Origin of the sequence: Mesomycoplasma ovipneumoniae (assembly GCF_024758565.1) — a bacterium.
GTDB classification, from domain to species: Bacteria; Bacillota_I; Bacilli_A; order Mycoplasmatales; family Metamycoplasmataceae; genus Mesomycoplasma; species Mesomycoplasma ovipneumoniae_B.
Window position 1 is genome coordinate 448,965 of record NZ_CP079199.1, and the last position, 20,703, is coordinate 469,667.

A 20,703-nucleotide genomic window follows, 5' to 3' on the forward strand; every position below is an offset into this window, starting at 1 on the left:
TTTTGCCAAAAAGTTAAAAAGTACCTAAAAATAAACCAGGACACTTTTTTAAGATATCTTACCAAACCGGGAAACTCGGGAGCCACATTTTTGCAAGTCAACATAATTTCAACTGACAAAATTGCTATTTTTAAATAGATAAAAAAGAAAAACAAGTTAAGAATTTTAAAAATAAACCTAAATCTTTTGTCTTTAAATTCATTAATTAACAAAAAGATCTACGATTTTCCTTCTATCTCAAGATATTTTTTGCTTTTATAACCACGAAAATCTACTCTTGCAATTTCATCATAATATTCAGTCCAATCATCAGAACCTCAAGAAAAGAGAGTGTGTTCTTCTAAAATTAATTCTTTTTCTTGTTGGCTATATAAATTAGTATTTTCTAGAAAGTCTGTAAAATACTCAAATTCATGGTCTGTTCCTTTTAGAAATTTATTCAAGGCATCTCGATATAAAATTAATTCTTCCATAGATGATCCAATGACATTTTTAGTTAAATTATTTTGCCTTGGTGATCTAGAAACATAGAACGCAGGATCCTTGCCATCACGCAGAAAAATGTCTTGTTCAAGTTTGACTAATTTTTGTTTGAAATAATATTTTAAAATTTCATATTTACCTTGATAAATATTTTCATATAAATTCGAATGGCCAAATCAGTAATAAATTTTTTGACCGTCAACATTCAATAAAATAAAATTCTTCAATGCAATTGGCAAAATCCGTGCTTCGCCAGCTGCATAGGCGGAGTAGTAAAATGGTTGGAATCAAAAAACTGGCTTTTTTGAGTCAAGTTGGGAAATTATTTCATCAAAAAGTCCATATTCTTGCCCGCCAAAATAAAAAATTTCGAAATTTTCAAGTTTTAGTTTTGCCCAACTTGGTAGAATAAGAAAATCAGGTGTATCGGGGTAAAAATCTAAATCTTCAACTCAATATTTAGGACCAAATAGAATTTGCAACAAATAGATTAATTCGATTTTATTTGCCCAATTATTCACATTATCATAATAATTTTTGCCATCTTCACCAAAAAGTTCGCTACAATACTTTCGATATTCTGGACCAAATTTATCAAATCAACTAAGAATAAATTTATCTCGATTTTCAATGTTTAAATTAAGCTTTTTAATCCCGTATTTTTCAAATTTTTTAAGCAAATTTTCATAAGTTTCAAAAGTGAATACGTTCTGAATTGGTTGAATTTGGGTTTTTTCACCAAAATTATAATTCTCTTTTAATAACAAATTATAGATTTTTTCTACATTTTGTCCTAAATATGGTTTATTTATATCTACAAACTTTGAATCATATTCATATCTATTTGATAAAAAATCAAAGATTTTTTCGCGGAAATTTGCTAAATTTTTTGGCTTTGCATAAGGAACGCTTTCCTGAATTTCCTTAATAATTAAAGCTTCAATTTCTCTTAATTTGCTTTTTGATTTAAACATTTTTCAAAAAATAGCCGGATAAGAGATTGAAAATTCGCATTTTTCAATATCACCAAAGTTTTCAAAGACAACAACAACTTTTTTAAAACCTTTGCCGTCATGAAAAGCATACCAAGGATAAAGTTCAGAGATAGAATCAACATTTTCTTTTCCGTTTTTTTCACAATATTCGTTGTCATCTCAGTTGCCAATTAAACACCTAATATCATTATAAAAATGGAAATATTTTAGTTTTTTGGAAAAAAATGCACTTTTTGGGATATCTTCCAGTTTTAAATTATAAACATAATCTTCTTGTTTATAATTTAAACTAATAATTCTTTCAATTGGATTGGGATTGAAGGTTTCATAAAGGTAATCATATAAAAAATTTGGAAATGGATAATTCTTATAATAACAATTAGATGTTGAATCAACATCATCCCTAGTCATGTTACCAACTGAACAACGACTTTTAATATCAATTTCTATATATTTTAATTTAATTAAGTGTTTTTTTGCCTTAGTTACTAAATCTAATTGCATCTCCATATAAAAAATGCACCTTTTCCATATTTAACATTTTTTCTCTTGGTATAAAATCCTTCTTTTCGAATTTTCCCTTTATCATTCTTGCTCTCCTTACGTGATAACTGGGAAAAAGTATTTTTATGTATGATTGTTTATTTTTCTTATCATTTAGTTCGATATTAAACGCATTTTTAGGGTCAGTTCAATCAATAGCATCACTAGCTAGTCCTTTTCCAACAACAAAGCGATCATTAGCAAAACCAATATCTTTATTTAAATTATAATTTGGGTTTCTTGGTCCTTTATTTCCTACCATCAAATTTGCAGTATATTTTGTTTTTATAGCCAAATTTTCCATAACTGATCTATTATATGAATAAAAATCAATAGGTGAATTTAGTTTCTTATCCATATTTTCACGGTCATAAACATTTTTATTATCTTTTACTGAGCTAGGTAGCAAGTTTTTAATAATAATTTTGGTTAATTCTGATTGGGCTAGCAAACTTCCAACCGCTAAAAGTCAGGCTGCAGGTTCTGGAATTGCTTGTTTACTAATAACAAAATGAGGTTCTAACTTTTCATTGTGAAAATTGAAAAATCAGGCAGGATGGATTCCAGTGTAGTTTACTAATTTTTCCTTTTCTTTTGCTTTTACAATAGAAAGTTCTAAAGTCGCTGTATTTGCTATTTCTTTAATGCTAGGCTCACCTTTTGCTTTTGGTAATTTATCTAAGTCAACCACAATTGAACTTTCAGTTCTTCAAGTAACAGGGTTATTATCAGCTGGTACAGAAACAGGGGCATAATTATCTGACGGATAGTAACTTTCACGGTTCCCAAATCATCTACCTACATCATCAACAACCTTTGGAATAGTTTCCACAGCTACCGCAGCAGCTGTGGTAACTGCTACTGCGGTGATGGCAGCTGCGACAGCATTTGAAATAAATGGAATAAAAGGTAAAAGGAAAAAGAAGGTTTTTTGAACTCGAATTTGATTTTGAAGCTCTCTAAAGTCAAAAACATAACCTTCTAATTTTAGTTTTGGTACACCTTCTTCAAAATAGAGTTCAGCTTTTTTATTAACAAATTCAAGTGAAGCACTATTTAAAATTACCTCACCTTCTTGATTAATTTGAATTTGAATATCATCTATATTAGGAGAGTCTGAATTAGTATTTGTTTTGTTTAGATGTGTTTTGGCTTTTTTAATATTTGCATTGATGACAAGCGAATTTTGTTGGTTTTTGGTCGAAACAATTTGTACTAAATCATCAAAATTTACCGGTTTTTTTGAATTTGATAAATCTATATCACGAGTTTCAAGTTTAAAATCTGAGTAGCTTTTTGTATTTTGAAAGTGTCAAAGCGGGCCAAAAACGCTTAGTGTCAGTGAAGTGAAAGCAACAATATTAGTGATAAACTTAAAAAACTTTAACTTTTTCTTCATGTTTTTTCCTTTTTTCGATAATTTTTTGTATTAAAATTTTAACATATATTAAAAAACTTTTTAGGAAAAATGCCTAAAAAAATTGTTTTTTAAAAGAATAAGTTATTATGTTAATCAATTGCTAAAAATAAACTGCACTAAAATTCAGGTATATTTTCGAGAGTTTCCCAGTTGATGGCAAAAATTCATTTTTTAGTGAATATAGATATGCAAAAATAACCGTAAATCCGTGTTTTTTGACCTAGAATCTTAATTTTTATTATTTTAAAATTAGTCTTTTGCAAAAAAAAAAAAAAATGTTTGGTCTAAGAAAAAATTATGTTATAATAATTGTCACTAAGAATAAATTAATAAATTTTGATATTGAATTAAGGGGGAATTAATTATGTTTTTGCCATAAAAAACTCAGAAAATGCGAATTATCCATTATATTTTTAAATATGATGGAATGCCTTAAATTTAACCGTTTATAAATCTATAAATTTAGGGCTTTTATTTATTGTTCTTTCAAAACTTCACATATTTTTTTAGGCTCAATGCAAATAAAAACGAGTTTTCTATTTGCATTGAGTTTAAATAGTAGTTGTTTTTTATGATTTTTGTTGTTTTATCCATAAATTGATTTTGACTAAATTGAAATTTTAAATGACCATCATCACTTAGAAGAGTGTGAAACAATTAAAGTTTATGGTCTAACTTCTTGGCTCGTGTCATAATAAAGAGACAGGCATGTTATCAGGTAAATACAAGGGTTTTGAAGTTTCTACCAAAGTTAAAAACTATAAAAATTAAAAATCTATGTACTATTTAGAGTTATTTAAAGTTTAAATAATTGTAAACAATACATAGAAGAAAAGGAAGGGGATATATTTTGCCAAAAACAAAAAAAGAAACACTAGAGGCAAAGGGGTTTTGAAATACAAATTTATACAAAAGATTTTGAAAATGATTATACAAGCTTAACAGATATTGCAAGGTATAAAAATATTCATGAACCAAAAGATGTTGTTAAAAACTGACTAAGGCTAAGAGATACAATTTAATTCCTTGGTCTATGGGAAACTATTAACAACCCTAATTTTAAAGGAGTCGAATTCGACTCCTTTAAAAAGAAAGTAGGTAGCAATGCCTTTACATTATCGCCACAAAGATAGATTGAAAATACAAATGCGATAGGTATTGTTTCTAAATCAAGTAGAGGCGGAGGTACGTTTGCCCATCCTGATATCGCCATGGAATTTGCTTCTTGGATTTCAGCAGAATTTAAGTTCTATTTAATCCTAGACTATAAAAGACTTAAGCCAGATGTAAATTCCAAGTTATCCCTTACTTGGAATTTACATCGTGAAATCTCCAAAATTAATTACAAAATTTATACAGATGCCATCAAGAAACATCTGCTATCTGATTTAACAAGTGAACAATTATCATATAAATATGCAAGTGAAATAAAACAGACTAAAGAGTTAAGGCATAGGTGTTGGTTTTTGTCCTAGTTTACACCCCCCCACTAACCACATCTATGTAGCAATTTTGTTATCATTAATTACTGAAATATATTTATTATTATCAATGTAGTCCCTATAAAAATAGTCTATTTTGTTAACTATTGTAGCAAAATCCAAATATTCAACTTCACTAAACTCTTCAGTATCAAGACCTGTATTCAAAACATACATATAATCATAAAAATCATAAAATTTAGGAAATAAATCTGAAACCAAATTATCCATTATCTTATTAGATTTTATTAATAAACAAATATATTGAAAATCCTTATCGATATATTGAGTATTATTATTTGGATGAGCCATAATAAAATGCTGATTAGGAGTAAGCATTATTAAATTTTCTTTATAGGCAGCAATTTGCGGATAATCTGATTGTGGGAAAATATGATGAGCTTGCGTCGCACTAACTGTTTCTGTTTGTTGCTTAATTTCAGATTTAGAACTGTAATATTTATCATTATATTTTCTTAGATCTTTTTTAGCTTTATTTACAGCATATTTAGCATAAGCTTTAGAACTAGTTTGATCCAAAGTGTCTTCGTATTCTTCTCTTGTTACCGATTTATCCTTACCACTTAACTCATCTCTCCAATTAGCTCTATTATACAACAAGTCATTCATAGTAATATTTTTTGATGACATTCTACCTTTTTCAGTGCCTTGTTTCTTAAGTTTAAATGCTAATAGATTTATTATTTTTGTGAATATCCTCCCACATTCTGTTTCTGTATTAATCGCAGTATTTTCAATAGTAAAATCAATAAAGTCTTGCCTTACATCTTTATATGAATCTTTAGTTTGAATTTCAAAGAATTTTTCAAAGCTTTTATATAAATCGCTATCCTTTAAAACTTTTACTATATACTCATAAAGAAAATTTAATGCATTTGTTGGCCTTAAAGCTATATTTTCCAATAGCTCTTGGTTATTAATCTTATAAAAATATCTATTATTTTCCTTTCTTGTTGATAATATTTTGCTATAAGACAATAATTTTATTGGTTGGCCAAAATATTTATCATACTCATTACTTGCTTTTAATTCGGGGTCAGGTTTTGAAAAAATTTCAATAACATTGTTTCTAGAATATTCACTATGCCATATATCTGACACTGTAAATTCTTCATTTTCATTTTCCACATATTCTATAATACAATCCGCTATAATTGACACAACATCAAAAGTACATTTTTGATCTATCCATCTAGCATCGTTACTTTTTCTTACATCATAATCAAATTGATTTAAAAAATCAGAGTAAATGCTCATTATTAGACTTCCTTATTTAATCCAAACCAATACACACTTGTATTGTCAATATTCAATGAGCGAGTTTGATAGTTTCTTGCCAATGAATAAAATTTTCTAAATTCCTGACTAGAAATATATAATCTTTGTTTTTCTGATATTTCAAAGTCATATTTTTTTCGAAGTATTGCAACAGAACCATTAGTAATATAGCCTTTTTCTTTTCTTAATAGTCTTGGTTTGTAAGTCAGGTTGGGCGCTAAATAAACGACATCGCTGTCAATGAATTTATATACACTTAATTTTTTGGCTTTACATAAATCCATATATGAATCATAATCCTCAATATTAACTATTTGACTTCCATCATCAGAAATATTTTTAGATTTTATAACACGTACAGAATCACCATTATAAGAGTTATTAAGCATTTTAGATGTGATTTGTCTATCTCTAAATACAGAAAAGACGTCAAATATCAATTTATTCGAAACTTTATCAAAAAAATCATTTCTATAAATCACCCAATAAGGTAAATCGTCAGAAAATATATATTTTTTAGGTTGCATAATTTTAACATTTTTGGTTAGTGATTTAACCAATATTTTTGAATTTTTTTTATTATTTATTGTTAAGTTTATAGTTTCTATTAAAACACCTTTAAATCCTAGTTCTCCAAAATCTAATATAGAATCAACATTGTATTCTTTGAGTATATTTCTAGTTCCTATATACTCAACGTTGCTTAATAAATTTTTTGGCAATATTAATGATACATTGTGTGAATCTAACAATGATTTTTCCAAGAATAATCCTGCCAAATTAGTTAAATTCTTACTAAAGGCACTATTTTTAATGTATTTCAAAATATCTTTTGAACTTAATTTAGTAAATGGTGGATTCCCAATAATAAGGTCAAATTTAAAATTAAACTTTGTATCCATGTAGTTTGCGTTAATAAAATTAATATTAAAATTCACAGGAATTGATTTACTATCGAACAGGACTTTTAATATATCTAACATTTCTGGGTCAATATCTATTACTGTGAGTGATACTTTTTTTATATAATCATATTTTTTAAATATGAGGGGAATAAAGCTCCCGATTCCAACAGAAGGTTCTAAAATATGAACCTCATCCTTTTCAAAGTCAGGTAATACTGAGGCTATTTCATTTAATATTTTTTTTGGAGTATAAAATGCAGAATGAGAATATCTTTTAGCATTCGATAGTTCTATAATTCGAGCTAAGCTTTCAAAACAGACACTATCCTTGTTATTCAAAACATATTTTTTCAAATTACTAATATCAGCAAGTTTTTCCTCATCAATTATTTTATTAATATCAACCTCTCTAATTTTTTTTTGCCTAAGATGCTTTTTTATATTATTAGCAATTTGTCTAAATACTTCAGTGGGAACAGCTTCTCCAATAGACTGCCTAATGTTCATTTCTTCCTTTTTTGAGATGGCTTTCTTTTCTTTATAGGATTTAGAATTTAAATCATCTAAAGATAACTCCGACCACTTAAAACTATCTGGTATAGACATCATCTTCATTAATTCTCGTATTGAAAATACTCTGTCTTGATTAGGGTGAATGGTATTTTGACTTGCCATTTGATCATTTCTTGTATGAAAACATGGTGCAACTTTATCAAAAATTTGTCTTTTATATTTATCCCCATTCTTAAATTTATTGATTACTATTTCTCCATTAATAATCTTGTGAGGTTTTTTAACATCATCTATATTATCAAATGCACTTTGCCCCTCTTTGAGATTAGAAATCCAATCCCTCATATGAATAGGATATTCCCTAAAACTATGATAAAAATCTGTATTGTCATATTCACCCCATGATAGTTCAGGCATAGTTCCAATAACTTCTCTTAATGTTTTCTCTTTTCTATAGTTAGGGAATAATTCTAGTGGCAATATAAAATCACTTTCTGACTTATGAACGCCTATTACCAATGTCCTAGTTCTAGAGGAATTAGACCCATAATTTTTAAAATTTAATATTCTGTTTTCTATAATGTATTCTGAAGACAATTCTGAAGTAATCATATTTCCAATTGAAACTACTTCAGAATTATATGTGCATCCAGTATTCCAAAATGCTGGCACATTTTCAAAGACAAAAAATCTTGGCAAAACCTTTTTTACTATCTTTACGCTTTCGACAATTAAACTATTTCTTTCAATTTCATCATCTTTCTTTTTATGGTTCGCAACACTCATTCCTTGACATGGCGGGGTAGCTACAACAACATCAACTCTATCATTACCCATTTTGTTCCATAATTTTATTTCATTATAGATTTTATTTTGTATATTTTTATTTGTGATATCTCCGCTGATATACCCACTATTAAAACTACATTTATTATTAATTTTTTGGATCTTAAGTCTTCTTTCAATTAGTTCATTAGTAGCAATACATTCAAAATCTTCAACTTTAAATCCATAACAACCTACCCCAGCAGATGAAAACAAAGAAATATATGTCAATTTATTATTAATCATTTTATCCTCCACACTTTCAATAATTTTTGCTAGTAATATCTATCAAATCTTCATAAATTCTTAAAGTAAAATACTTTACTTTTTTTGTTTCATAATTTCAATTAAGGAGTATATTATCTGCCCCCCTTTTTTTTCGTCTTCAAGCCCTAGCATTTTACCTACAATTAAAATGTTTGGCACGGAAATCCAGCGATCATAAAATCAAAATTAGGTAATTTGTCGATATCAACTTTGGTTAGATCACCAAAATTTCTACCATCATTAAAAAATAATTTATAAGTTTCTGCAGTTTTTTCATCTATCTCACAATGACCAACACACTCTAGTCCATTGTTTTCTAATCCAATTCTTGCCCCGCCGATTCCTAACAAAAATCAAAAAATTTTAACATATCATTACCTTCCTATTTTTTAAAACTAATAACTTGTTCTACATTACATTCAAGTGCATCGCATATTTTTTTAATATTTTTTAATGATATATACTCATTCTTTGACATATTCGCTATGCAATTTGTTGTTAAATTTGCTTTTTCTAATAAATCTTTTTTCTTCATATTTCTTGATTTCAAAAGATTCCATAATGGCTCATATGATATGCTCATGCGCCCACCTCTTGCCTTTTTATCTTGTTTAATTATAACAAAAAACTTGAGTTTCCTCAAGTTCCTAAATAGTAAGTTCGAGCACAACACAAATTAAGGTAAAAAATAATTGTGTGACAGAAATTTTTTTCCCTATTATTTTTTTAAAACAAAAAAAAGAAAAAAGCTCCAAATTGGACGGAACTTCATATTAATTATAGATTAAAAATATAACTATATAACAAAAATTGACAGACAAGCATTTATAAATAGATAATGTTTTGCTTAATTATAAGTTCAAGTGCAACACAAATTAAGGTAAAATACAAGCACTTTTGCTTGCATTTTTTAATACCAAAAAAAGATAAAAAATAACTTTAAATAAGTAAAAAAAATAAAGCAGATGATGCAAATGAAAAAATATTAGAAAATCAAATCTGACCTTATTAGTAAAAAAATAAGAAAACCTTCTAAATTTGTCAAGAGTAAATCACAAGTTTAATAAACAAAATCAAGTCGCTAATTTTTTTAAGAATTTTTAAGTCCTGAGTTTCAAGTTTGACAGCAAAAATTCACTTTTTAGTGAACACAAATATGCAAAAATACCCAAAATTTTTCTAACAAATTTTTTATTTTTGAATAAGCTAAAATAAAAAAGCTAAAAATTTTAAAAAAAGAATTTAAAGTTTTTAGCCTCGAAGTTTTTCACCATCGAAAAGATCAGCGAACATTTTCTCATCATCACGAGCTTTCTCACTATATTCACCGCGAAAATCTGTCTTTTTAATCTCTTGAAAATAGTAATTTTTGCCTCTACTATTTAAAGAAAAATTAAAATGCTCTTCTAAAATCGATTTCTTTTCTTGCTCGTTATAAAAACTTGAATTTTTTACAAAGTTTTGAAATGATAAGTAATCATCAGGAGTTTCTTGACGATATCGTTTTATTGCATCACGAAATAAAATTAGTTCTTCAGTTGAAGATTCAATTACATTTTTATGTAAATAATTTTTGTTTGGAAAATAAACAAATAACTGTGGATCTTGATTATCGCGCAGAAAAATATTTTGTTCAAGTTTGACTAATTTTTCCTTAAAATAATATTTTAAAATTTGGTATTTACCTTGATAAATATCATCATATAAATTTGAATGGGCAAGTCAGTAATAAATTTTTTGCCCGTGGACATACAATAAAATAAAATTTTTTAAGGAAATTGGTGAAATTCACCCAGTCTCGGTACTATAAGCTGAACGATAATACGGTTTAAACCAAAAAACTGGTTTTTTTGAGTCAAATTGTGCAATTATTTCATCAAAAAGTCCATATTCTTGCCCACCAAAGTAAAAAATTTGGAAATTTTCTAGTTTAAGTTTAGCTCAACTTGGTAAAATAAAATAATCTGGATCAACAAGCTCAACATTCTCGGTGGGGAAAAAATATCTAGGGCCAAATAAAATTTGCAACAAATAGATAAATTCAATTTTATTTGTTCATTTATTTAAATTATCATAGTAAAATTGGCCTTTTTTACCAAAAAGGTTGATGCAAAATTTTCGATACTCCGGACCGAATTTATCAAATCAACTAAGAATAAATTTATCCCGGTCTTCAATGTTTAAATCAAGCTTTTTAATCCCGTATTTTTCAAATTTTTTAAGCAAATTTTCATAAGTTTCAAAAGTAAATACATTTTGAATTGGTTCAATTTGGGTTTTTTTGCCAAAATTATAATTCTCTTTTAATAATAAATTGTAGATATTTTCTACATTTTGTCCTAAATATGGTTTGTTTATATCTACATATTCTGAGTTATATTCATATCTTTTTGATAAAAAATCAAAGATTTTTTCGTGATAATTTGATAAATTTTTTGGCTTTGCATAAGGAACAATTTCTTTGATTTCCTTAATTATTAAAGATTCAATTTCTTTTAATTTTTCTACTGATTTAAATATTTTTCTAAAAACGGTAGGATAAGAAATTGAAAATTCACATTTTTCAATATCATCAAAGTTTTCAAAGGCAACAACAACCTTTTTCAAACCTTTAGTGTAGTACCAAGTATTTGAAAAATAAACTCGAGGAACAGGCTCGCCACTCTTATTTTTATTTTTTTGACAATATTCTTGATCTTCATAAGTACGACTACCAATCAAACATCTAATGTCATTATAAAAATGGAAATTTTCAAGATCCTTAGAAAAAAACACAGTTTTTGGAATATCTGCTAATTTTAAGTTATAGACATAGTCATCCTGTTTATAGTCAATACCAATAATTGTCTCAATCGGGTTAATTGCATCAAAACAAAAATCCATACCATAAACTCATAAAAAATCAGGAATTCGGGCTGACCTATCTTCACACTCAGGATCATAATCTTGAATTATACTTTCAACTGAACAACGACTTTTAATATTAATTTCTAAATATTTTAGTTTTTTTAATTGTTTTTTTGCCTTAGACATCAAATCTAATTGGTGTTCCATATAAAAAATGTACCTTTTCAACATTTAACATTCTATCCCTGTCTACAAATTCATCTTTAAATCTTGCTCTTCTTACATGATAACCGAGGAAAAAGACTTTTATGTGCCGCTTTTTTTTCGAATTTTTGTTCGAAACTTTATCTTTGTGAGTAGTTTTAAAGAAGTTATCAGGGTCGGTTCAATCAATAGAATCATGAGCAAGTCCGCTTCCGGTAACAAAAGCACCTTTAGTAAAACCAGGATCTTTATTTAAATTATTATTTGATCATCCTCGTAGCCATCCGTTTCCTACAATCAAATTTGCTGTATCTCTTGTTTTTTCAGCCAGATTTTTCATAACTTATCGATTGTTCGAATAAAAATCAATAGGAGAATTTAATTTTTCCTCCATATTATAACGATCTTTTTTATTCATTTCGGCTTTTATTGAACTAGCAGCAAGTTATTAATAATAATTTTGGCTAATTCTGATTGGGCTAGCAAACTTCCAACCGCTCAAAATCAGGCACATTTTTGCAAATAAACAAAATTTTTCTAACAAAATTGCTATTTTTAAATAAACAAGAATGTAAAAAAACAAGTTAAAAATTTTAAAAATAAAGTTAAATCTTTTATCATTAAATTCATTAATTAACAAAAAGATCTACGATTTTCCTTTTATCTCAAGAAATTTTTTACTTTTGTGACCGCGAAAATCTACTCTTGCAATTTCATTATAATATTCAGTTCTATCATTAGAATCTCGAGAAAAGGGATCGTGTTCTTCTAAAATTAATTCTTTTTCTTGTTGGTTATATAAATTAGTATTTTCTAGAAAGTCTGTAAAATACTCAAATTCATGGTCTGTTCCTTTTAGAAATTTATTCAATGCATCCCGATATAAAATTAATTCTTCCATAGATGATCCAATCACATTTTTATATAAATTATTTACCCTTGGTAATCTAGAAATAAAGAACTGTGGATCCTCGCCATCACGTAGAAAAATATCTTGTTCAAGTTTAACTAATTTTTGTTTGAAATAATATTTTAAAATTTCGTATTTACCTTGATAAATATTTTCATATAAATTTGAATGTCCAAATCAGTAATAAATTTTTTGACCATCGACATTCAATAAAATGAAATTTTTTAATGCAATTGGCAAAATTCATGCATCGCCAGCTCCATAGGCGGAGTAGTAATATGGTTTAAATCAAAAAACTGGCTTTTTTGAGTCAAATTGAGAAATTATTTCATCAAAAAGTCCATATTCTTGCCCACCAAAGTAAAAAATTTCGAAATTTTCAAGTTTTAATTTTGCCCAACTTGGTAGAATAAGAAAATCAGGTGTATCGGGATAAAAATCTAGATCTTCAACTCAATATTTAGGACCAAATAGAATTTGCAACAAATAGATTAATTCGATTTTATTTGTCCAATTATTCGCAATATCATAATAAGTTTGGCCTCTTTTACCAAAAAGTTCGATGCAATATTTTCGATATTCTGGGCCAAATTTATCAAATCAACTAAGAATAAATTTATCACGATTTTCAATATTTAAGTTAAGTTTTTTAATCCCGTATTTTTCAAATTTTTTGAGCAAATTTTCATAAGTTTCAAAAGTAAATACGTTCTGAATTGGTTCAATTTGGGTTTTTTCGCCAAAATTATAATTTTCTTTTAATAACAAATTATAGATATTTTCTACATTTTGTCCTAAATATGGTTTATTTATATCTACAAACTTTGAATCATATTCATATCTATTTGATAAAAAATCAAAGATTTTTTCGTGGTAATTTGCTAAATTTTTTGGCTTTGCATAAGGAACACTTTCCTGAGTTTCCTTAATAATTAAAGCTTCAATTTCCCTTAATTTGCTTTTTGATTTAAACATTTTTCAAAAAATAGCCGGATAGGAGATTGAAAATTCGCATTTTTCAACATCATCAAAGTTTTCAAAGACAACAACAACTTTTTTAAAAGCTTTACCGTCGTGAAAAGCATATGCAGGATAAAATTCAGAGATAGAATCAACATTTTCTTTTCCGTTTTTTTCACAATATTCATTGTCATCTCATTCACCAATTAAACACCTAATATCATTATAAAAATGGAAATCCTTGAGTTTTTTGAAAAAAAACGCACTTTTTGGGATATCTTCCAGTTTTAAATTATAAACATAATCTTCTTGTTTATAATTTAAACTAATAATTCTTTCAATTGGATTGGGATTGTAGGTTTTATGAAGGTAATTGTATAAAAAATTTGGAAAAGGATAATTCTTATAATAACAATCAGACGTTAAATCAACATCATCCTCAGCCATATTACCAATTGAACAACGACTTTTAATATTAATTTCTATATATTTTAGTTTAATTAATTCTTTTTTTGCCTTGGTTACTAAATCTAATTGCCTTTCCATATAAAAAATGCACCTTTTCAACATTTAACATTTTTTTTCTTGGTATAAATTCCGACTGTATACCCTTTTCCTCATCCCCTATCATTCTTAATCTCCTTACATGATAATTGGGAAAATATATTTTTATGTATGATGGTATATTGTTATCTTTACTTTTATCAATATCAAACTCATTTTTAGGGTCGGTTCAATTAATTGCACCTCTAGCTAGACCTTCTCCAACAACAAAGTGATCTTTAGTAAAACCGATATCTTTATTTAAATTATTATTTGGATGAATTCACCATCTATTTCCCACTATCAAATTTGCTGTATCTCTTGTTTTTTCAGCCAAATTTTTCATAACTGGCTCATTATATGAATAAAAATCAATAGGGGACTTTAGTTTTTCCTCCATATTTTTACGTCTCATTCATTTTTATTGATTTCAGCTTTTACTGAACTAGGCAGGAAAGTGTCAATAACAATTTGAGTTAATTTTGACTGCATTGTCAAATTTGAAACGGCTCAAATTCAGGGAACTTTTGCAAATAAACAAAATTTTTCTAACAAAATTGCTATTTTTAAATAAACAAGAATGTAAAAAAACAAGTTAAGAATTTTAAGAATAAAGTTAAATCTTTTATCATTAAATTCATTAATTAACAAAAAGATCTACGATTTTCCTTCTATCTCAAGAAATTTTTTGCTTTTGTGACCACGAAAATCTACTTTTGCAATTTCATCATAATATTCAGTTCTATCATCATTATCTCAAGAAAAGGGAGCGTGTTCTTCTAAAATTAATTCTTTTTCTTGTTGGGTATATAAATTAGTATTTTCTAAAAACTCTTTAAAATACTCAAATTCATGGTCTGTTTCTTTTAGAAATTTATTCAAGGCATCCCGATATAAAATTAATTCTTCCATAGATGATCCCATCACATTTTTAGATAAATTATTTACCCTTGGTAATCTAGAAACAAAGAAGGCTGGATCCTTGCCATCACACAGGAAAATATCTTGTTCAAGTTTGACTAATTTTTGTTTGAAATAATATTTTAAAATTTCGTATTTACCTCCATAAATATCATCATATAAATTTGAATGGCCAAATCAGTAATAAATTTTTTGCCCATCAATATATAATAAAATGAAATTTTTTAATGCAATTGGCAAAATTCATCCCTCACCTCCACAAAAGGCGGAGTGGTAATATGGTTTAAATCAAAAAACTGGCTTTTTTGAGTCAAATTGGGAAATTATTTCATCAAAAAGGCCATATTCTTGCCCGCCAAAGTAAAAAATTTGGAAATTTTCCGGTTTTAGTTTTGCCCACCTTGGTAGAATTAAATAATCGGGCTCATCGAGGTAAAAAAATTGACCTTCAATTTCATATTTAGGCCAAATAAAATTTGCAGCAAGTAGATTAATTCGATTTTATTTGTCCAATTATTCAAATTATCATAATAAGTTTGACCTTTTTTACCAAAAAGTTCGAGGCAATATTTGTGATACTCTGGGCCAAATTTATCAAATCAACTAAGAATAAATTTATCACGATTTTCAATGTTTAAGTCAAGCTTTTTAATCCCGTATTTTTCAAATTTTTTAAGCAAATTTTCATAAGTTTCAAAAGTAAATACGTTCTGAATTGGTTGAATTTGGGTTTTTTCGCCAAAATTATAATTCTCTTTTAATAACAAATTGTAAATATTTTCTACTTTTTGTCCTAAATATGGTTTATTTAGATCTACAAGCGTTGAGTTATATTCATGTCTTTTTGATAAAAAATCAAAGATTTTTTCGTGATAATTTACTAAATTTTTTGGCTTTGCATAAGGAACACTCTCCTGAATTTCCTTAATAATTAAAGCTTCAATTTCTATTAATTCGGTTTTTGATTTAAATATTTTTCAAAAAATAGCCGGATATGAGATTGAAAATTCGCATTTTTCAATATCGTCAAAGTTTTCAAAGACAACAACAACTTCTTCAAAACCTTTACCATCGTGTAAAGCATATGCAGGAGAAAGTTCAGAGATAGAATCAACATTTTCTTTTCCGTTTTTTTCACAATATTCATCGTCGTCTCAGTTGCCAATCAAACACCTAATATCATTATAAAAATGGAATTTATTGAGTTTTTTGGAAAAAAATGCACTTTTTGGGATATCTTCTAGTTTTAAATTATAAACATAATCTTCTTGTTTATAATTTAAGCTAATAATTCTTTCAATCGGATTAGGATTGAAGACGTCATAATAAACGTAAAGGTAATTGAATAAAAAAATTGGAAATGGATAATTCTTATAATAACAATCAGATGTTGAATCGACATCATACCTAGTCATGTTACCAACTGAACAACGACTTTTAATATCAATTTCTATATATTTTAGTTTAATTAACTGTTTTTTTGATTTATACTTCAAATCTAATTGGTTTTCCATATAAAAATCCACCTTTTCAACATTTAACATTTTTTATTATTAGTATACTGATTTATAAAAAAGAAGGTTTTTCAACAAGAGTTTGATTTTGAAGTTCTCTAAAGTCAACAGCATAAACTTTAAATTTTAGTTTTGGTGGAGCTTTTTCAAAATAGAGTTCATTTTTTGTTAACAAATTTAAGTAAAGAACTATTTAAAATTAGCCGACCATGTTGATTAATTTGAATTTCAATATCATCTAGATTAGGAGGGGCTGAATTAGCGTTCCCTTTGTTTAGATATGTTTGGGCTTTTTTAATATTAGCATTAATAACAAGCGAATTTTCTTGGTTTTTGGTTGAAAAAATTTGGGCTAATTCATCAAGATTTAGCGGTTTTTTTGAATTTAATAAATCTAAATCACGGGTTGTGAGTTTAAAATCTGAATAGTTTTTTGTATTTTGAAAATGTCAAAGTAGACTAAAAACACTTAGACTTAATAATGAAAAAGTAATAATATTAACAATATACTTAAAAAGCTTCAGTCTTTTATTCATGTTTTCTCCCATTTTATATACTATATTCAAATTCTTTACTCATTAAAATTATAGCATAGATTAAAACTTTTTAGGGAAAATATCGTTAAAAATTCAACGTCTTAAAAAAATTGATAGAAAATTCAGGAGCTTTTGGTAATAAACAAAATTTTTCTAGCAAAATACTTATTTTTGAATAAGCTAAAATAAAAAAGCTAAAAATTTTAAAAAAAAGAATTTAAAATTTTTAGCTTCGAAGTTTTTCGCCATCGAAAAGATCAGCGAACATTTTCTCATCATCACGAGCTTTCTCGCTATATTCACCGCGGAAATCTATTTTTGCAATCTCTTCAAAATAGTAATTTTTTCCTCAATAATTTAAAGAAAAATCAAAATGTTTTTCTAAAATCAATTTCTTTTCTTGCAAGCTATAAAAACTTGAATTTTTTACGAAGTTTTGAAAAGATAGGTACTCATCAGGAGTTTCTTGACGATATTGTTTCATTGCATCGCGAAATAAAATTAGTTCTTCCATTGAAGATTTGATTACATTTTTGGTTAGATAATTTTGATTTGGAAAATAAACAAATAACTGCGGATCTTGATTATCGCGCAGAAAAATATCTTGCTCAAGTTTAACTAATTTTTCCTTAAAATAATATTTTAAAATTTCGTATTTACCTTGATAAATATCATCATATAAGTTGGAATGACCAAATCAGTAATAAATTTTTTGCCCGTCAACATACAGCAAAATAAAATTTTTTAAGGAAATTGGCGAAATTCACCCAGTGTCGGTGCTATAAGCAGAACGATAATACGGTTTAAACCAAAAAACTGGCTTTTTTGAGTCAAATTGGGAAATTATTTCATCAAAAAGTCCGTATTCTTGGCCGCCAAAGTAAAAAATTTCGAAATTTTCAGGTTTTAGTTTTGCCCAACTTGGTAAAATAGAACAATCAGGATCAGTAAGATACACATTCTCAGTGTCCATATGATATCTAGGCCCAAATAAAATTTGCAACAAATAAATAAATTCAATTTTATTTGTTCATTTATTCAAATTATCATAATAAAATTGACCTTTTTTACCAAAAAGGTTGATGCAAAATTTTCGATATTCAGGACCGGATTTATCAAGTCAACTAAGAATAAATTTATCCCGGTTTTCAATGTTTAAATCAAGCTTTTTAATACCGTATTTTTCAAATTTTTTAAGCAAATTTTCATAAGTTTCAAAAGTAAATACATTTTGAATTGGTTTAATTCGGGTTTTTTTGCCAAAATTATAACCTTGTTTTAGCAACAAATTATAGATATTTTCTACATTTTGTCCTAAATATTGTTTGTTTATATCTACAAATTTTGAATTATATTCATATCTATTTGATAAAAAATCAAAGATTTTTTCCCGATAATTTCATAAATTTTTTGGCATTGCATAAGGGATACTTTCTTTGATTTCCTTAATTATCAGATTTTCAATTTTTTTTAGTTCATCTTTTGATTTGAACATTTTTTGAAAAACTGCAGGAAAGGAAATCGAAAACTCACATTTTTCAGTGTCACCAAGATTTTCAAGAGCAACGATTACCGATCTAAAGCCTTTAGTGTCATAGAGTGAGTCCGAAAAATAGGGTTGTCATTTATACTCATCGGTTAGATTTTCTTTTTTTCGACAATATTCTTCATCACCTCATCTACGGGATAAACACCTAATTTCATCATAAAAATCAAAGTCATTCAGTTTTTTCAAAAAAAAGACTGTTTTTGGGATATCTTCTAGTCTTAAATTATAAACATAATCATCGTGTTTGTAATCTATGCCAATAATAGTTTCAATTGGATTGCGTACAACCGCGCAAGAATCCATAACATAAACTCATAAGAAGTCCGGAATTCTTCGATATTTTTCATCGCGATCACAGTGAACATCTCTATCAGAAAATATACTTATAACTGAATAACGACTTTTAATATCAATTTCTAAATATTTTAGTTCTTTTAATTGTTTTTTTGCTTTAGACTTCAAATCTAATTGGACTTCCATATAAAAAATGTACCTTTTCTACACTTAACATTTTGTTCCTTTTTAGATGTTCATCTTGAAGTCTTACTCTTCTTACATGATAACTTGGAAAAAAAACTTTTGTGTATGATTTTGGATTAGATTGTTCCTCAGGAATCTCAAAAGCGTTTTTAGGGTCGGTTCAATCAATAGAATCATGAGCAAGTCCGCTTCCGGTAACAAAAGGACCTTTAGTAAAACCAGGATCCTTATTTAAATTATGATTTGATGATGCTAGCCATCAGTTTCCAACAATCAAATTTGCTGTATCTCTTGTTTTTTGAGCCAAATTTCACATAACTGGCTCATTAAATGAATAAAAATCAATAGGGGACTTTAATTTTTCCTCCATATTTTTACGGTCATAATAATTATCATTAATTTCAGCTTTTACTGAACTAGGCAGGAAAGTATCAATAACAATTTGAGTTAATTTTGACTGCATTGTCAAATTTGAAACGGCTCAAAGTCAAGCTGCAGTTTCTGGAATTGCTTGTTCACTAATAACAAAATAAGATTTTAAGCCTTCAGTGTGAAAATTAAAAAATCAAGCTGGATGAATTCCAGTGTATTGTCTTAATTTTGTCTCATCTTTTACAACAGAAAGTCTTAAAATCTTTATATTTGCCATTGCTTTAATTCTAGACTTACTTTTTCCTTTTGTCAATTTATCTAAATCAACTTCAATTGAGTCAGTATCTCTTCAAACAATAGGGCTATCATCAGCTGGCGCATAGTAACTTTCACGATTCCCAAATCATCTACCTACACCATCAACAACCTTTGGAATAGTTTCCACAGCTACCGCGGTAGCTGTCGAAACTGCTACTGCGGCAATGGCAGCTGCGACAGCATTTGAAATAAATGGAATAAAAGGTAAAAGGAAAAAGAAGGTTTTTTGAACTCGAATTTGTTTTTGAAGCTCTCTAAAGTCAAAAACATAACCTTCTAATTTTAGTTTTGGTACACCTTCTTCAAAATAGAGTTCAGCTTTTTTATTAACAAATTCAAGTGAAGCACTATTTAAAATTACCTCACCTTCTTGATTAATTTGAATTTCGATATCATCTAGATTAGGAGAGTCTGAATTAGTACTTGTTTTGTTTAGATGTGTTTTGGCTTTTTTAATATTTGCATTGATGACAAGCGAATTTTGTTGGTTTTTGGTTGAAACAATTTGGACTAAATCATCAAAATTTACCGGTTTTTTTGAATTTGATAATTCTATATCACGAGTTTCAAGTTTAAAATCTGAATAGCTTTTTGTATTTTGAAAGTGTAAAAGCGGCCCAAAAACACTTAGACTTAATGATGAAAAAGCAATAATATTAGTAATAAACTTAAAAAGTTTCAGTTTTTTCTTCATTTTTTCTCCTTATTTATGTACTATATTCAAATTTCTAGTGTTTAAATTATAGCATACATTAAAATTTTTAGGGAAAATATCGTCAAAAATTCAGCATATTAAAAAATAAATTGATAAAAATTCA

Annotated in this window: 15 protein-coding genes and 1 pseudogene; 1 reads left to right on the forward strand and 15 read right to left on the reverse strand. The window is 27.3% G+C overall.

Features of this window, described 5'->3' with window-relative positions; translation table 4 throughout:
- Positions 1–218: 218 nt before the first annotated feature.
- Entirely contained in the window at positions 219–1,988 is a 1,770-nt protein-coding gene (locus KW512_RS01620; protein ID WP_258841755.1) for a hypothetical protein, read from the reverse strand.
- Positions 1,960–3,420, reverse strand: a complete 1,461-nt coding sequence (locus KW512_RS01625) for a hypothetical protein (RefSeq protein ID WP_258841756.1) — start codon at positions 3,418–3,420, stop codon at positions 1,960–1,962. Before KW512_RS01625 ends, KW512_RS01620 begins: the two co-directional genes overlap by 29 nt.
- Before the next feature lie 1,178 nt (positions 3,421–4,598).
- On the opposite strand from KW512_RS01625, the gene KW512_RS01630 reads away from it, so the two are divergent.
- Positions 4,599–4,916: a KilA-N domain-containing protein gene (locus KW512_RS01630; protein WP_258841822.1), complete on the forward strand. Its 318-nt coding sequence runs from the start codon at positions 4,599–4,601 to the stop codon at positions 4,914–4,916.
- Positions 4,917–4,940: 24 nt separating this feature from the next.
- Here the strand turns inward: KW512_RS01630 and KW512_RS01635 are convergent, their stop codons facing one another.
- The 13 genes and pseudogenes from KW512_RS01635 to KW512_RS01695 form a co-directional block, all read right to left on the reverse strand.
- Positions 4,941–6,200: a restriction endonuclease gene (locus tag KW512_RS01635; RefSeq protein ID WP_258841757.1), complete on the reverse strand. Its 1,260-nt coding sequence runs from the start codon at positions 6,198–6,200 to the stop codon at positions 4,941–4,943.
- 2 nt (positions 6,201–6,202) lie between these two features.
- The gene (locus KW512_RS01640) at positions 6,203–8,710 is read right to left on the reverse strand and encodes a DNA cytosine methyltransferase (protein ID WP_258841758.1); all 2,508 of its coding nucleotides are present in this window, start codon (positions 8,708–8,710) and stop codon (positions 6,203–6,205) included.
- Positions 8,711–8,874: 164 nt separating this feature from the next.
- The gene (locus KW512_RS01645; RefSeq protein WP_258841759.1) at positions 8,875–9,081 is read right to left on the reverse strand and encodes a DNA cytosine methyltransferase; all 207 of its coding nucleotides are present in this window, start codon (positions 9,079–9,081) and stop codon (positions 8,875–8,877) included.
- A 32-nt stretch (positions 9,082–9,113) separates the two neighbouring features.
- A complete protein-coding gene (locus tag KW512_RS01650; RefSeq protein WP_258841760.1) occupies positions 9,114–9,314 on the reverse strand; it encodes a helix-turn-helix domain-containing protein in 201 nt (66 codons plus the stop codon).
- A gap of 668 nt (positions 9,315–9,982) precedes the next feature.
- Positions 9,983–11,785 (reverse strand): hypothetical protein, encoded by a 1,803-nt coding sequence (locus tag KW512_RS01655; RefSeq protein WP_258841761.1) that lies wholly within the window; start codon positions 11,783–11,785, stop codon positions 9,983–9,985.
- The gene (locus KW512_RS01660; RefSeq protein WP_258841762.1) at positions 11,757–12,122 is read right to left on the reverse strand and encodes a hypothetical protein; all 366 of its coding nucleotides are present in this window, start codon (positions 12,120–12,122) and stop codon (positions 11,757–11,759) included. The genes KW512_RS01655 and KW512_RS01660 overlap by 29 nt, the downstream gene beginning before the upstream one ends.
- A 306-nt stretch (positions 12,123–12,428) precedes the next feature.
- The gene (locus KW512_RS01665; RefSeq protein ID WP_258841763.1) at positions 12,429–14,198 is read right to left on the reverse strand and encodes a hypothetical protein; all 1,770 of its coding nucleotides are present in this window, start codon (positions 14,196–14,198) and stop codon (positions 12,429–12,431) included.
- Positions 14,149–14,610 (reverse strand): hypothetical protein, encoded by a 462-nt coding sequence (locus tag KW512_RS01670; protein ID WP_258841764.1) that lies wholly within the window; start codon positions 14,608–14,610, stop codon positions 14,149–14,151. Before KW512_RS01670 ends, KW512_RS01665 begins: the two co-directional genes overlap by 50 nt.
- A complete protein-coding gene (locus tag KW512_RS01675) occupies positions 14,580–14,846 on the reverse strand; it encodes a hypothetical protein (protein WP_258841765.1) in 267 nt (88 codons plus the stop codon). The genes KW512_RS01670 and KW512_RS01675 overlap by 31 nt, the downstream gene beginning before the upstream one ends.
- Before the next feature lie 6 nt (positions 14,847–14,852).
- A pseudogene (locus KW512_RS03925) lies at positions 14,853–16,630 on the reverse strand (hypothetical protein).
- A 119-nt stretch (positions 16,631–16,749) separates the two neighbouring features.
- Entirely contained in the window at positions 16,750–17,166 is a 417-nt protein-coding gene (locus KW512_RS01685; RefSeq protein ID WP_258841766.1) for a hypothetical protein, read from the reverse strand.
- A 226-nt stretch (positions 17,167–17,392) separates the two neighbouring features.
- Positions 17,393–19,195 (reverse strand): hypothetical protein, encoded by a 1,803-nt coding sequence (locus KW512_RS01690; RefSeq protein WP_258841767.1) that lies wholly within the window; start codon positions 19,193–19,195, stop codon positions 17,393–17,395.
- Positions 19,167–20,579 (reverse strand): hypothetical protein, encoded by a 1,413-nt coding sequence (locus KW512_RS01695; protein WP_258841768.1) that lies wholly within the window; start codon positions 20,577–20,579, stop codon positions 19,167–19,169. The genes KW512_RS01690 and KW512_RS01695 overlap by 29 nt, the downstream gene beginning before the upstream one ends.
- Positions 20,580–20,703 lie beyond the last annotated feature (124 nt).